Annotated in this window: 10 protein-coding genes, 3 pseudogenes and 2 riboswitches; of the genes and pseudogenes, 3 read left to right on the forward strand and 10 right to left on the reverse strand. The window is 40.8% G+C overall.

What is annotated here, in order from left to right:
* Window positions 1-32: 32 nt before the first annotated feature.
* The 4 genes and pseudogenes from KJW29_RS09740 to KJW29_RS09755 form a co-directional block, all read right to left on the reverse strand.
* On the reverse strand, window positions 33-440 hold the full coding sequence (locus KJW29_RS09740) for a DUF6075 family protein (RefSeq protein WP_214629640.1): 408 nt from the start codon (window positions 438-440) through the stop codon (window positions 33-35).
* 117 nt (window positions 441-557) lie between these two features.
* Complete coding sequence (locus tag KJW29_RS09745; RefSeq protein ID WP_214629641.1) at window positions 558-977, reverse strand: RNA polymerase sigma factor; 420 nt, start codon at window positions 975-977, stop codon at window positions 558-560.
* A gap of 809 nt (window positions 978-1786) precedes the next feature.
* A pseudogene (locus KJW29_RS09750) lies at window positions 1787-4735 on the reverse strand (Tn3 family transposase).
* Between the two features lie 17 nt (window positions 4736-4752).
* Window positions 4753-5351 (reverse strand): annotated as a pseudogene (locus KJW29_RS09755) (recombinase family protein).
* 221 nt (window positions 5352-5572) lie between these two features.
* On the opposite strand from KJW29_RS09755, the gene KJW29_RS09760 reads away from it, so the two are divergent.
* A complete protein-coding gene (locus tag KJW29_RS09760; RefSeq protein ID WP_214629642.1) occupies window positions 5573-5923 on the forward strand; it encodes a PadR family transcriptional regulator in 351 nt (116 codons plus the stop codon).
* Window positions 5910-6746, forward strand: coding sequence for a permease prefix domain 1-containing protein (locus tag KJW29_RS09765; protein ID WP_214629643.1), 837 nt, complete (start codon window positions 5910-5912; stop codon window positions 6744-6746). The genes KJW29_RS09760 and KJW29_RS09765 overlap by 14 nt, the downstream gene beginning before the upstream one ends.
* Before the next feature lie 192 nt (window positions 6747-6938).
* Here the strand turns inward: KJW29_RS09765 and KJW29_RS09770 are convergent, their stop codons facing one another.
* The 4 genes and pseudogenes from KJW29_RS09770 to KJW29_RS09785 form a co-directional block, all read right to left on the reverse strand.
* On the reverse strand, window positions 6939-7400 hold the full coding sequence (locus tag KJW29_RS09770) for a hypothetical protein (RefSeq protein ID WP_214629644.1): 462 nt from the start codon (window positions 7398-7400) through the stop codon (window positions 6939-6941).
* 353 nt (window positions 7401-7753) lie between these two features.
* Entirely contained in the window at window positions 7754-8473 is a 720-nt protein-coding gene (locus KJW29_RS09775; RefSeq protein ID WP_214629645.1) for a response regulator transcription factor, read from the reverse strand.
* Window positions 8474-8541: 68 nt separating this feature from the next.
* Window positions 8542-8628: riboswitch (cyclic di-GMP riboswitch) on the reverse strand.
* 709 nt (window positions 8629-9337) lie between these two features.
* Window positions 9338-9609, reverse strand: a pseudogene (locus KJW29_RS36635) (C40 family peptidase).
* A gap of 143 nt (window positions 9610-9752) precedes the next feature.
* Window positions 9753-9888: riboswitch (cyclic di-AMP (ydaO/yuaA leader) on the reverse strand.
* Window positions 9889-10423: 535 nt separating this feature from the next.
* Entirely contained in the window at window positions 10424-11848 is a 1425-nt protein-coding gene (locus KJW29_RS09785; protein ID WP_214629646.1) for a LysM peptidoglycan-binding domain-containing M23 family metallopeptidase, read from the reverse strand.
* Between the two features lie 413 nt (window positions 11849-12261).
* On the opposite strand from KJW29_RS09785, the gene KJW29_RS09790 reads away from it, so the two are divergent.
* Window positions 12262-13332, forward strand: a complete 1071-nt coding sequence (locus tag KJW29_RS09790; RefSeq protein WP_214631069.1) for a flavin-containing monooxygenase — start codon at window positions 12262-12264, stop codon at window positions 13330-13332.
* Between the two features lie 504 nt (window positions 13333-13836).
* Here the strand turns inward: KJW29_RS09790 and KJW29_RS09795 are convergent.
* Both KJW29_RS09795 and KJW29_RS09800 read right to left on the reverse strand, forming a co-directional pair.
* The gene (locus tag KJW29_RS09795; protein ID WP_214629647.1) at window positions 13837-14709 is read right to left on the reverse strand and encodes a M56 family metallopeptidase; all 873 of its coding nucleotides are present in this window, start codon (window positions 14707-14709) and stop codon (window positions 13837-13839) included.
* Complete coding sequence (locus tag KJW29_RS09800) at window positions 14706-15128, reverse strand: BlaI/MecI/CopY family transcriptional regulator (protein WP_214629648.1); 423 nt, start codon at window positions 15126-15128, stop codon at window positions 14706-14708. Before KJW29_RS09800 ends, KJW29_RS09795 begins: the two co-directional genes overlap by 4 nt.
* Window positions 15129-15243 lie beyond the last annotated feature (115 nt).

Raw genomic sequence — 15243 nt, forward strand, 5'->3', positions numbered from 1 at the left:
CGTCTTATTTCACTCCCGTAGCTGGTTGCTATTCAGCGAATTTGTTCGTTCAGCCGCCTGAAAATCTTCTCTTGACTTCGGAAATTTTCCGGGTAACGAAGTTGAATCGCTTCAAAAAAATAGGGGGCATAACTGCAATCGAATAATTCATGGGGCGTAGAATAACGTTCCCCGCCTGTTTCCGTCCAGCCATTCCACAGATTAAAAGCAAGCCTGCAGACGCGAATAGAACTGCCGGTTTGCCACGAGGCTGTAAGACCTCCGGGTTTAATTCCCCCACTAGAGAAATCAAACAATTCGCGGATATGACTTTGCGTATCTCGGGAAATGCCCAATGTGTAGAAGAGTGCTCGATGATAGCCATCGCTGCATTGCCTTTCTTCCAACATTCGATAAAAGAAACTTTCATGTTCAACATCTCGAAATCGAATCGGATTCATGTTACCTGCCCCTCTCATGGAAAATGAGCGGCTGGTCATGACCAGCCGCCGCTAAACTGTCCCTTTAACTATCTGTACATCTAGGCAGGCAAATCGGACCCGTTTAACCAACCACAATCACATTTCTTTGAGAAACTGCTCCATTTGTTTCAAGCCGCGTTCAATGGACTTGCGTATAGCACGTTCATCAACTTGCTCAGCTTGGGCAATCGCAACTTTGCTCATGCCTAAGATGAAGTAAGCATAAATTCGTCTGAACGATTTTTCTGGTAATCGACACATAGCCGCATAAAGCTGCTCATGGGAAAGCTTACGTTCGTAATATTCCTCCGGGGAAATCGAACGAAAAAGTACATCCTGCTCGATTCCGTCGTTCCGATCAAGCGAGTAATAAGCACGATGACGGTAAGTTCGTAATTTGTATGCATTTTCATCTAAATCGAATTGGCGGATTTCTTGTGCCACTTCATCCTCTACCTCGACCCATACATCTGTCTTGAAATAAGGATAAAGCTCGCGTAAATTAACCTTTCTCATATTCGTCCCTCCATTTTGGTTTGTGGATAAACCAAAACAGAGTGGGGGAGAGCGGCAGCCAACGCTCCCTTTGAGGCATTCATGATAATTTTCCAGAAAACAAAAAAGGCTATGCCACAGAGCAAACCTACACTCTATCATGGCAAAGCCTAAACGTAATCGTATGATAAACCGTAAAACAGAACTAAAACAAGATCGCAGCTTGGCATTACGGCAACTAGGGGCGCAAACCGATCAGCTCCATCCTCACATGGCAACACCGTGAGAGAAGAAAAGCCATCTGTTTATGCAGGTGCTGTCATTCATAATGAAAAAGAGCGCCTCGCAACTCTTCCTGATCGGGAAAAGAAACGGCGCTCGATGTCTGATTATGAGAGAACGATATTGAGGAGAGATACGCCGATCCTGGGTATCCAGATTCGGAATTTACTTTCTCCCTTCCATAACAAAAAATAGACTCTCCGAAACCGGATGTCCGTCGCCTCTCGACAATATAAGAAAAGGATACTCCTCGAAGCCTCCTTTCAGCTATAACTTATAGGACGGAAACGTACTGTTCCTATCTTGTCCACGATACTATGTTATCATGAGAAATATGCAAACGGGGTGCAAGAAAGGGGAAATTAGGTTTATATACCATAACCTGATAGGTGCATGATAGGTGCAAGGAGAGTGCATCAACGAATGCCCACAAATAGAGTAGGTCTAATAGGGGTGCTGCCAGCAAAACGCGGATTTACAACGCTTAGAAGTTTTGAACACAAAAACAGCCGGTTTTCACCACGCTAAGGGTGTAACCGGCCTTATTGTTATCCCTTGTTCAACGGCCGCAGTGATTCTAATGTGGTAACTCCTTTCGGATCAAAACGGTACTCCCCAAGGAAGTTAATATGCTCCCATCCCAATGGAGACAAATGCTTTAATAAATCTTCTCGTAACGCGCCTTTACTTCTGAGTAGATCCGTTGCTTTACCTAGATATACCGTATTCCAAACACTAATTGCATTAATCAGGATGTTTAAAGCACTTGCGCGCTGCAATTGATCCTGCAAAGCACGTTCTCTTAGCTCTCCATGTTTCCCGAAGAAAATGGCACGTGCTAGTGCGTTCATTGCTTCTCCTTTGTTTAATCCTCGTTGAATACGGCGACGCATCGATTCACTTGAAATATAGTCCAAGATAAAGAGTGTCTTTTCGATTCGTCCCATCTCTCGAAGTGCTTTGGCAACTTTATTTTGCCGAGCGTAGGAGCCAAGCTTACCCATGATGAGCGCGCCGGACACTTTGCCCTCCCGAATTGAGTGCGCCAGGCGCAAAACATCATCGTAATTTTCACGTATCACCTTCTTATCAATTTGGCCACGTAGAAGGTTCTCCAATCTGGGAAAGTCGCTAGGCTTTCCGATCACATACAGCTTTGAGTCCGATAAGTCACGAAGGCGTGGGGCAAATCGAAACCCAAGTAAATGAGTCAAACCAAAAACCTGATCCGTATAACCTGCGGTATCTGTGTAATGCTCTTCAATTAACAGATCTGACTCATGATGTAATAGCCCATCAATGACATGTACCGCGTCACGAGCGTTGGTATTAATAACTTTCGTATAAAACGATGAATATTGATCGCTGACGAATCGATAAATAGTAGCCCCTCTGCCTGATCCGTAATGTGGATTAGGATCGGCGCTAAGAGATGAAACACCCACTTGTACGCGCATACCATCGGACGTTGATGTGCTTCCATCTCCCCAATAAGCCGCTAATGATCGTCGATGGTGAAAGTTCACAAGTGTTGCTTGCGCTCTGTTCATTGCATCATCGTACATTCGCCATTGAGCAGCATTGGCCATTTGATGATACGAGATACCAGGAGTAGCATCAGCCATTTTTGTTAGGCCGACGTTCGTTCCCATAGCCATTAGCGCTGCCAGAACAATCGGCTTTTCTTCGACTTTAGGATGACGATTAGTCGAAGCATGGATAAACTGCTCATGAAAGCCAGTCCAACTTGCCACCTCTAAAAGTAGCTCTGTCAGCTTCACTCTTGGTAGCATGCCGTAGAGAGTGGAGCTATATTGTTTCGCTTCTTCTGGAACGTCCTTTTCAAATCGATGAACATGTATTCTACCTTTTTCTTCGTTTACTCCTTCAAGTGTGTCGATGTTCTCACTAATCCTTTGTAATCGGCGTAGGAGCGTCGTAGTTCTTTCCTCAAGATAGTCACCAGCATTCAGGTTCACGGCCAACCTAGTACCGGTTGCCTGAGTAGGTTTCCATTCGTCTTGTGACACTAGGTACTCGTCGAAGTCTTTATGTTGCCTGCTTCCGACAATAGAAACATCTCCGGATCTCACATAGTTTCGTAATTCCATAAGTGCAGCCATCTCGTAGTAATGTCGGTTAATGGTCCCATCCTCGTCGAAAACATGCTTTTGCCATCGGTTGGATACAAAATCTAATGGAGCACCTTCAGGTACTTTTCGTTTACCGCTTTCATTCATCTCTCTAATCGTATCGAGCGCTCTCATCAAGGGTTCGGCTGACTTCGTTGAGTGAAGCTTCAACGCGCTTAGTAGGGTAGGTGTGTATTTTCGAAGATAATTAAACCGACTTTCTAAAAGATCTAAATAATCATAATCGAGTGGCCGCGATAGTTTCTTAGCTTATTCTACAGATTCAACAAACTTTTCCAACGGCATGACCGTTTCTAGCATAACAAAAGGATCAATACCCTCATCCCGAGCTTTGATAAGGGCAGCTCCGAAGTCAGCATAATGGATAATTTTTTCATTAACAGCTTTGCCGTTCTGTTTCTGTATCTCCTCTTGCTGTTTCCGTCCTTTTGATTGCAAGGTTAAGTTTTGCTTATCATGGATCTCAAAAGCCTGGTCAACTAAATCCTGACTAAGTTCCAAAAGATACGCAACCAAGACCGTATATCGTTTTGCTTCATGAAAGCGTCGGAAGGATTGTGGCTCGTATCGTGATCCTAGGCGCGAGAGTTGTCTTAACCGGTTGGGATGGATTGATCTCATATCGATATTTAGTTGCAAGTTCCGTATATAATCTAGCCGTTCAATAACCTTTAAGAACGCTTCAGGAGAGAATTGTCCAGTCGTTTCTTTTAGCCAACCAAGTGTTGTATTTTCATTACCTATCATATGTTCGATAAGCTTGTTTAGTTTCTGTTTTTGGTAAGAGGTTAGAGATGAGTGGATCTGCCTGTAAATTCGTTCTTCCGCACGATTCCGTGCTTCCCATACGACCCTTTCAATCGTCGTAATGGCCGGCAGAATAATTTTTGAGCGGCGCAGCTCGTCTAATGCAGAATGAATTAAGTGAACAGCATTCCCATTTTCCAGCGCGAGATAGAATAAGTACTTCAACACCCGCCGATAATCATTTGTTGTAAACGTAGTAAACTCATATTCCTCTCTAATTTCTTTCAGATGATCCCACAGCGTGTTTTCCCTTCGGGCATACAAGGAAAAAACTCCTGGCTCAATATCCAGCTGTTTGGATAGATAGTCAAGCAAGAAGTCAGGGATTTCCTTCAAATCAGTTATGCTCCATCCTGGATAACGGAGTAGTGCTAATTGTACGGAAAAGCCTAATCGATTGTAATCTCATCGGTGACGATTAATTATCTCCAAATCATGTTGTGAGAAAGTGTAGTATGTAGCAAGTTCCCATTCACCATTGGGAGGGGTCATCCATTCTAGTCGCTGGTCAGTTGTTAGAAGTTCTTTCCCACGCATGGAACCCACACCTTTCTTTAATTTTCATACTCCTTTACTCGTCGATAAAAAGTATTCGGCTTTAATTCAAGACGATTCATTCCTTCCGTTGCAGTAATCGATCCGGATTTCCACTCATTATACACCTGAATATAATCTGCATTAATCTCGTACTTACGTCGTCCGAATCTCACGCCGTTATTCTTTGCCACTTCTATTCCTTCGGCCTGCCATTGCTTATTTTTTTACGTTCTTGCTCGGCCACATAAGAGAGCAGGCTTAAAAATTGGTCCTCCATTAGCTTTCCAAGATCGCCCATGCTTCGAAATTTCCTACTATTAAACAAAGTCTCATTTTCTAGTACCACAATATCTGCATTTAGCACTCGTGTAATATACTTCCATTCCTGAATGATTCCATCATAATCTCGACCTAATCGATCCAGTGCATCAAGATATAGCAAGTCCCCTTCACGAATAATTAGACGCATCGCCTGATATTGCGGTCGGTTAAAATCCTTTCCGCTTTGCTTGTCAACGAAAATATGGCGCTCTTCAATTCCAAGTTCACGCATTTTTTTAATCTGCCGTTCCGGATTTTGATCCTTGGCTGAAACGCGAGCGTACCCCCGCTTCAAAATACCAACTCCCTTCCATAATCCATGCAAAAAAGTATACCAATAAAATGAAATATTGCGAAACAAAAAATGACACTTTATGACATGTTGAAAACTACCTGTTTTCTAGCATGTCATAAAGTATGCTTTTTGACAGTAGCCTCAACATAAAAAATACCTTACATTAATACCTTGTATTATATAGTATTATATTTTATATTTATATCGAGGAGGTGAAAGTTTTGGATATTAATAAAGAGGTTTTGAAAGGTCATATTGATACCTTAATCTTATCGCTATTACATAATAAAGATATGTATGGTTACGAGTTAGCAAAATTTGTTCGAGAAAAAAGCAATGAACAGTTTGAATTAAAAGAAGGTACACTTTATTTGTCTTTAAAGCGATTAGAAAAAAATAAATGGATTTCGTTTTACTGGGGTGATGAACAAGGACCAGGAGGAAGAAGAAAATATTATAAACTCACGCCTTTAGGTGAAGAAGGTTTTGAAGAAAAACGTGCTGAATGGCAATTTGTAAAAAAAATTATTGATTCGTTTTTGGAAGGGGGAGAAAAATATGAAGCAAATTGAAGCATTTGTTGATTCGGTTTATCAAAATGTAGGTGGAAATCAAAAAGAAATACAAGAATTAAAAGCAGAAATGAAAAGCCATTTGTTAGATGCTGTTCATGAATTGAAAGTAGAAGGAAAATCGGAGAAAGAAGCTATAGATATTGCCATTGAGCGTTTCGGTGGAGAAAAAGAAATGCGTTCTATTGTTGGTCAATTGTTTAAAGCACAGAAAACATTTGCAAAGTGGGTGCTTTATTTAGCCGTAATATTCCTAGTTACTGCTTCAACTGTATTTGGATTTATATGGACAGCAGAAGAACAAAATTCTCATAAAAACTCTATTGTCGCTACAACTATATTCGATATTTTAGAAAACAAAGAAGAGATTACTGAAGATATGAAAAGGGAGATAGAAGCCTTAGTACAAGAAACAGACCAAATTTCGAAAGTTAAAATCTATAATGTTAGAGACGTAGAAATAGAAGCTGAAAACTTCAGATCTATATTCGAATATGTAGAAAAGGCAAAACCAAACTACCAGTATGAAAGAAAAGTGTGGGCTCCTGAATGGTTGCTTGTTGATTTCTTTCCATATGGGAACGGTGATGCTGAATGGTATGTTGATATGGAAACAAGACATATTGGTTCATTTATGACTTTAGTTTTATTTGTAGGTGTTGCGATTTATTTAACCTTGTTTACGATTTGGGCAACAATCAATGTGTATCATCATAAACGTTTGAACATTGGCTGGATAGTTTTATTTGCTTTATTAAATGTGCTAGGATACTTGGTTTACCGTCTGGTTGAAAAAAAGGCTCATTCTAATACGATTAGTTGAAGTTCTTGTTGAACTAAAAGGCAATTGTTGAATAATTAAATCCCAATTTCTTATTTGTATCACTAAGAGATTGGGATTTTTAATCTTAACGTTGTAAATCCGCGTTTTGCTGGCGGTACCCCTAATAACGTACATGTAATTCCAGTCACCAAAAAAAGATGCGTAGTAGCATCTTTTTCGGAAATAGATCTTTTACTTTTCACCAAACGGATCATACTCCAATAATGCTGTTCGACTTTTTATTTTTCCATATATTTTCTTCAAAACTCGTTTTCGATGATAGAAATAGGCGCGACGCGATAGTCCCAAGCGATCCATAACGATTGAAAACGCCAATTGATCTTGATACCGTAATTGAACGAATCGTCTTTCCTCTGGAACGAGAGCCGACAAAGCATATTCGATCAATCCTATTCTGGATTGAAGAAACGGTATTTCATATTCAGTGATTTCCAGACGCTGAATGACTGTCCGAAGCAACGTGTCATTGGGTTGGCCGCAGCCATAGATTGCCACTTCATGCAATGCTTTTGTCAATCCCGGAATATGTGCAAGCTCCGTTTGTGCATATTTCAGACGTGCTTTCCAATCTGCGTAAGCGATCAACCAATTCTCAACTTTTTCATAAGGGGTTATCTGTTCAGCTACCAACATGCGCTGCTCCCCCATTTCCTATCTGGCTATCCAGACATAACTCACACTCCATTTCTTTTCGACACATGTCGATCATCCTTTCATTCATCATTTTGGGGACAACCCAAACGGTGAATGAGTATTAAGAACCACTGGGCTTGTCCCCCCCCCCGTTCTCCACATGACAGACAACTATCCCATGCTTCATCCTTTAGTTACTTTTGCCACAAATCCCTCCTATTCATCGTGGGCCATTCTTTCTATTTCAATCCCACCATATGCCTAATTTTATCAATTTTCGATATCTTCCGGCAGGATGATTTTTTAGTCACCCTAAGCTTTGGAGTTTTGTCGAACCAAATCGAAATTCGTCACTATACATCATACTCCTTATTATCCATGTGTTTCTCGAGTCCAAGCTGCCTCGCCTTTATTGCTGCTTCTTTGATTGATTTTGTGCCGAGCTTTCTACTAATATGACGAATATGTGTCTTCATTGTATTAGGCGATATACCCATCAACTGAATCAACTTGGTCCGGGAGTAGCCCCAAGCGATTAATTGCAGCACTTCTTTTTCAGTCGTGGTCAGCTTACACCAAAATTCCTGACGCTTTAAGCGGATGAGCTCATCGCGAAGCACCTTCGATGCTTTCGGGTGTAAAGATGGACTATGTCGATGTGCTTCGCGAATCGCCAAGATAATGTCCCCCATATCGGCATAGCTTATAAAATTCACTGCCCCGACTGTAATTGCTTCGACGATCACTTCAGGGTCTGCGCTTGAAGCGACGGTAATGACGGGAACATCCTTTTTGGCGAGAATGTCTTTTATTGCATCTAATCCATCGCGTCCAGACGGCTGGAGTGCTGCATTCATCACTACAACGTCCACGTCTAATTGTAAACTAGCTCGCACTGCCTCTTCTTTTGTAGCGGAAGTATTTATGAGATGAATATCTGTCTCTGTTTCGAATAAATCAGCAAAGCGGCAACACCATTCCGGATCGCGGTCCACTAGCACAACATTTATATTCTCATTGTTTTTCTTAGAAATTATAGGAAGTTCCTGATGTATATCTGCTTCCAATTCCATATTACTCTCCTCTGTATCCCAAATAAACGAATAATAAAAACACGACCCAAATAGCCGTGCTCGGCAAATTGGGTAACCCAACTGCCATCACTTGAATTGTGAGAAGACCCGTGACTTTGCGTCACTGCCTTTCGACAGTTTTGCCGTTTCCATATACTCCACGATGCACTCATAAAAATTAACAGTAACCGCTTCTTGGTAAATGATCGATTGCATTTACCAAGAAGCGGTCGCAAATTTTAGTTACTGAAGCAGGATTACTTTATGATGATGTATCCCAAGTTAATCTGTTTCGCATAGGTGACGTTTGAGTCCGTTGTCAGACTTAAATAACGCAGGCGAATCTTGCTGATTCCGGTACCTAATTTCACCTCATTGAAATATATGTATTCGTTATTCGCTGCTTGTCCCACCATCGAAACGCCGCCAAGATCGGATGCCGGATTGAACCGTCTAAGCCTCGGCTTCCAGCTTTGTCGTGCTCCTCAGTAGCGTCCGGTACACCCATGCAAAATGATGATAAAACGTGCCGAGATCATTCAACTGTACTGTAATCAGTCGATGGGCGAAATATGGCTTTCATAGTTAGGATCCTGATACACTTCCGCCATCGCTTCGTAAAGGTTGAGCGCCATTTAAAGTCTTGATGATGGCATAACCTCCTATGACTAATGCAGCGATTAATAGGGACACTTGAATTATTTCCGTCTGACTCCCTTAAGTTTCATATTCCACCTCATTTATGATCTGGAAACTTCAATAAAAAGAACGGTTACTAGTTAAATAACCGTTCATTCATGATTACTTCATATCGTTCATTGCTTTAAATATATCTTCAGATACTACACGCCTTGCCGTAACGTATCATTTTTCATTGTACTCATCACTTAACTTACTGATGGTTACCCTTTTGCTTGTAGAAGAATGAGCAAACTTCCCTTCTCCTATGTAAATACCTGCATGAGAGATACCTGTTCCGCTGGTATTAAAAAAACAAGATCTCCCACACGCAACTTGTTTTTTTCTACCTTCACACCAACCTCGGCCTGAGTATAAGAAGTACGAAGCAGTTTTACACTGAACTGATTAAAGATATGCAAGATGAATCCTGAACTATCGAATCCTTTTGTTGTCATTCCCCCCCTTTATACGGCGTGCCAATTACTTCGCTAACGGACTTCATTAAGACGGTTGACTCGGACTGTTGCGCAAATACTGACCCTCCTCCAAACAAAAACATCACACTGGACAACAATACGACTAAACCTTTTCTCAACTCTACTTCTCCCTTCGTTGCCTACGAGGTTAGCTTATGGGCTCGGCCGAAGATTCCCTATACTTGAAGAAAACTTCTAAAGCAATTCCCCCTCGGTGGTTCCCCCGTTTCATAGAACAGAATTTGGCAAAATATAATACTTCGAAAAATAGTTAAATTCGACCAATTCGGACTTAATCCTTCATTTTTATAATAGAAATCTTTCATCAATCTTTATTGTTTTTTTCTCGTTGCGATTGGTTGCTTATACGTAACGGAATAATCATCGATTCCAATTTGAAAACCTTCGAATCGATTTGCTTCCCTCCATTCTGCAATTAGCTTAATGATTGGTGTTGTTTTCATCTGGACGAACAAGTTTACATACATTTAGACCATTTATTCCAGGTAGTTGTAATTCCATAATCGCCAAATCAACCTCGTTCTGCAACATATATAGTAACCCCTTCGCCCCATCTTCCAGAGCCTCTACCATAAATCGTTATTTCTCAAGTTCCTTTTTCAATTCATTTCTAAGTTCTCTTCGTGGTCGATGATCAGAATACTCCTTCTATCACTCATCGATTTCTTCCTCTCGCGAAAACATTATATTACAAAGAATAGTTTAAATTATATAAATCAATAATTACAAAAATAAGAGAGCCCTACAAGCGGGATCTCTTATTTCCGTTCCGTTACTCCAAAAATTTTAATGGATTCAACTGCACTCCTTCTTTTCGAATTTCGAAATGTAGATGGACGCCTGTCGATCGTCCTGTTGTGCCCATAATTCCAATTTGATCGCCTTTCTCCAGCAGATCGCCAACTTCCACATTAATTTTGCTTAGATGGGCATATAATGTTCGATAACCATTTTGATGATCCACTATAACGTGGTTCCCGTAACTGGAATCATATTTCGCCTTTATTACTTTTCCATTATCGGCAGATTTAATATTCAAATTAGAGGATACCGCATCAGTGCCTGTATGAAGTCTTCCCCAACGCTTTCCGAACTTGCTCGTAATCGTCGGCCCTTTTATCGGCCATGTGAATGAACCGGTTCCCACGCCTTTAATGACTTTTGTACCTTGAATGACTTGCTTAGGTACTGCTTTTTCCAACGTTTCTTCCTTTATTACAACTTCCTCAACCAACTCGCCATTTACTTTCGTTACTTGGTACGTTAATTTTTTCTTGCCCGCCTTTCCCGGATTCGCAACCTTTGAAACTCCCACACGCATCGTTGCATCATAAGTAACTTCTACCCCGCTCGGGATGCTGACGGTCTCAGCATATTGCCCCTCAGTCTTTACGGACAATTTAGGTTGCCGTACTGTCAAATCCAACTCGTCCCCTATGTTTATGAATTCATTTTCAATCCAGGGATTATTCTTATATACAGTATCTTGCGAGATGTTGAACTTCTGCGCAATGCAGGAGATGCAATCTCCCTCTTTAACAACGTACTTGATAGGTTTTAAGTCCGTTCCCTTAAGACGTTTGATTAACTCTTCTTCTGACGAAAAGTTAACAGGATCCGCCACAACAGGTTTGATTTCGACTTTTTCCACGAAGCTAATGGAGCTTGGAACTGATGGCGACATTGCTTCTTTTTCCCTCTCGTCATTATTATAACTGAGTGTTTTGACTTTTGGATCATTATTCGCACCAGAATATGGCTGCTGTATTTGATTCAGGATCTGGTCTGCGCTATGTTGGTCTCTGACAATTCCCATGACTTGACCATCCACTAGAACCTGTACGCCGCGGCCTTTTATCTCATAAGATGATTGAAGTGAGGCAATGACTTCGCTATCCCGAGCCTTGGCATTTAAACGTTTCGTTTCCGTGAACGAAATAGCACTTTCATTCGTTTCATACAAAACACCTGGGTACTGGCCTTCAAAACGATTGACTTGTTCCCCGATCCATTGAAATACAATCTCCGGACTGGACGCATCGCCAATTGGCGTACCATTAAATGTTACTTGATATACGGTCTTGATTTGTGAAACTAAAATAAAACCACTGTAGAACAAAACAAGCAATATAAGTGCAATTAACATCATTATTTTCTTCGTCTTGCTTATTTGCTTTTTGGTATAACGTGATGGCATTGTTACCTCCTATTCACACAGTAGAATAAAATCTTAAACTACCTTAACATATGAACAAGTATTCATCAATAAGAGAGCGTTGTCGACACGAAGAATTAATGTTTCTCATTCATTATGGACAAATTGTGTAATAAAATATTAGGAAGATTACGTTTAAAGCAGCCTAGATCATTTTGTTTAGATGTCAGCTACCATTAGAGCATAATGGAACTCGATATCATCCGCAGAGAGTCTGTTCTACTTTAATCCGTTCCGGGACGAGCTTTGCAAGTTTGTACGATAATTGTCATATGAACATACATTCAGATGAATACAATGTGATATGATATAAATTGCTTGACAGAGTCAAAACCTTAGTTTTCAAAAATACATCAAAGTAAGTTTAATTCTATCCGGTAAGGGAGAGAACTGCCATTAATGCAACAACTACTGATGTACTCATAATAGGTGGAGGACAAGCCGGCTTAGCAACTGGTTATTATTTACATAAAAACGGAATTCCCTTCATCATTGTCGACACTCAATCAAGGGTAGGTAATTCGTGGAGAAATCGATATGATTCCCTTGTTTTATTCACTCCCCGTGAATATAGTGATCTTCCAGGCTTTTCGTTTCCTGGATATCGAGATCAGTTTCCAACGAAAAACGAAACAGCAGATTACCTTGAGAACTACGCTGCTAAATTTGACTTTCCTATACAATTAAATACTACGGTTAATAAAGTAATAAAAAATAACGATTTCTTTCGAATATGGTCGAATCAAGACCAATACATAGCCAAAAACGTTATCATCGCGACGGGACCTTTTCAAAGAAAAAGGATTCCTTCCTTCGCTTCAAAAATATCGACGGGGGTAAAACAACTCCATTCTTCGGTATATAAAAACCCGGATCAACTACTCCAAGGAGAGACACTGATTGTTGGCGGAGGCAATTCAGGAGCGCAAATTGCTGTTGAGGTTTCGATGCGGCACAAAGTTTTTTTGTCTGTTAGTCAACTTCCGGTATTCCTGCCTATAAAACTTGCAGGGAAGAGCATATTTTATTGGTTTGACAGATTAGGTATACTTCGTGCTTCTGCTCAATCATTTATTGGGCGAAAAATTCAAACTCGGCCTGACCCCATAATTGGTTTGGAATTAAAGCCATTGATTAAGTCATCCCGCGTCCAGTTAATGCCCAGAGCCATTGATGCTGCTCAAAGCAGCATTCATTTTCTCGATGGCTCCGTGAAGGAATTTGCCAATATTATATGGTGTACTGGATTTGAACTTGATTACAACTGGTTGAACATACCGGAAGCTCTCTATAATGAGAACGGCTCAATCATTCATAAACGCGGGATAACAACAGTAAATGGACTTTATATCGTAGGCATGCCTTGGCAGAGTAGAAGAACGTCTGCACTTATTGGCGGCGTGGACGAAGACGCCAAGTACATCGTTAACTCCATTATTGAGAATGGTCCTGCCTCTATGAAGTGAATAAGAGAGGGTGCGAATTCACCAGTTCATTCAACTAACCTCCATTCGGATACCCGCTTTATTTTTGAAGGCAAGTTGGGTAATCAAGCCATTTTATTGCTCTTCTTGGCGGCTACTGCGATAAGCGGCTATACCATAGTGAGTAAACAACTGCTCGCCCGGGATAGCTTCAACCATCTTCCGAATGACACGCTCTACATGATTGGAGGGATCCATAGTTCCAGATCCATAATCATCTGAGCCTGTTTGTTTTGATAGGGCTTAAAGGTAGGGGCCAGATTTCGTTTCTACACCCCTTTTTATCCTCTAGAGGAAGCCTCTATTGCATGCAATACTGTTCGGTAGTAGTCGTCAGATTACGCAAAAAATCACCCTTTCTTGAATGGGTGTCTGGTAACTTCCATTTACAAGAAAAGAAGTTTTTTTTGTACTTATTTTTTACATGCAACGAAAATGAGGCAAACCAGCAGTCAGTTTTCACTGACTTTCTGGACAGCTCCTTGCTTATCTCAAGCAGTTCCCTAAAAACAAGGACATGATTATTAGAACAACGACAGACTTAATAATGGTTTCCCTATTTGTTAGTGTAATATTCAATTCGCTTGACGGATCAATAATCTGCTGGATTCGATAATTAACAGCTTCATTGGCAAAGTGAACGCCAGCCCCACTGTTAAATGTTGCATTGCTTTTTATCAACGACAACAATACACGTCCGATCGGGAGCTCCGAGTTCATACGCTTAACGGCATAACGGTCAGCCCGCAGCTCAGTCCAAATCGAATAATAATGAACCAAATCCTTGATTATCGGTACAAAAGCAAGTCCTTTGCTAACAAACATTAGAAGGCTGATTTGTAACGGATGAAATGCTTTGCAATGGTAAAGTTCATGCAACAGAATCGCCTCAACCTCTTCATCTTCGAACCGAGACAATACATCTGTCGATATGACAATTTTAGGCATCCACATGCCATATGACAAGGCCACAAAAGCAGATTCTTTTACGACCAGTAGTTGCACATTTTCATCCTTGAAGCGATGATTCCAAAGAGCAGTATTCTCTTCATCACAATGACTTTTCAAATAGCGTCGCAACTTCATTCGCAGTTTCACCTGCAGTACCATCTGATAGATGCCGACTACCAACAGATAAATGATAAAACCATTAAATAATTGCCCAAGCAATGCATGAGTCGTTGCAACGTCTCTGATGATGTCCACAATTAACCATCGGTTGTTAGCAGCTATGGAAACATCACCAAGTTGATGAATTAAGCTGTAGCTCATCTGAGCAAGTATCCAGCAAACAAGAAAAACGATGGACGCAAGAACAACCTCAGGTTGATAAGGAAAAAGTTTAAGACGTGTCTTCATTTCTGTTTAATCTCGTTTATCCGTTTTTCAAGCATTTCAATTAACTCTGGATCCGCATCGTCCAGACGTTCTAGAAAATGATTAACAACTAATGAACCAAAATCCTCAATTAATCCGTTCGTTACTGCCCTTGTCTCTTCGATTATAAATTGTTCTTTTGTTTGTACAGGAAAGAAGAATGTCAATCGATTTCTCCCGCCGCCGGTCGTTTCTTTTCGAAGATGGCCCTTCTCAGACAATCTAATCATGACAGTCATGACCGCATTGATGGAAATAGGATCTTCATTATTTAATATTTCATGGGTTTGTTTGATGGACAGCTTTTCCTTTTCCCACAGCGTGTTCATTACCTTTACTTCAAGCGAACCAAAAAAACGGTTGAGGCCTTCTTCGTTCATATTTATTTTCTTGACCGTCAAATTCAGTCCCCTCCTCGAAAATCAATAGATATCTTATTGTATCATGTCTAATTCTCGAGACAAAGTCTTCTGACCGGGAGCGTAATACCGTAACCTCTGAATCGAAGCATAATTG

Origin of the sequence: Paenibacillus agaridevorans (genome assembly GCF_018604145.1) — a bacterium.
GTDB classification, from domain to species: Bacteria; Bacillota; Bacilli; order Paenibacillales; family Paenibacillaceae; genus Pristimantibacillus; species Pristimantibacillus agaridevorans.

Coding starts and splice junctions, on each gene's coding strand:
- KJW29_RS09765 (WP_214629643.1), top strand. CDS start 5,910: ATGAAGCAAATTGAAGCATTTGTTGATTCGGTTTATCAAAATGTAGGT.
- KJW29_RS09770 (WP_214629644.1), bottom strand. CDS start 7,400: ATGTTGGTAGCTGAACAGATAACCCCTTATGAAAAAGTTGAGAATTGG.
- KJW29_RS09785 (WP_214629646.1), bottom strand. CDS start 11,848: ATGCCATCACGTTATACCAAAAAGCAAATAAGCAAGACGAAGAAAATA.
- KJW29_RS09745 (WP_214629641.1), bottom strand. CDS start 977: ATGAGAAAGGTTAATTTACGCGAGCTTTATCCTTATTTCAAGACAGAT.
- KJW29_RS09775 (WP_214629645.1), bottom strand. CDS start 8,473: ATGGAATTGGAAGCAGATATACATCAGGAACTTCCTATAATTTCTAAG.
- KJW29_RS09795 (WP_214629647.1), bottom strand. CDS start 14,709: ATGAAGACACGTCTTAAACTTTTTCCTTATCAACCTGAGGTTGTTCTT.
- KJW29_RS09740 (WP_214629640.1), bottom strand. CDS start 440: ATGAATCCGATTCGATTTCGAGATGTTGAACATGAAAGTTTCTTTTAT.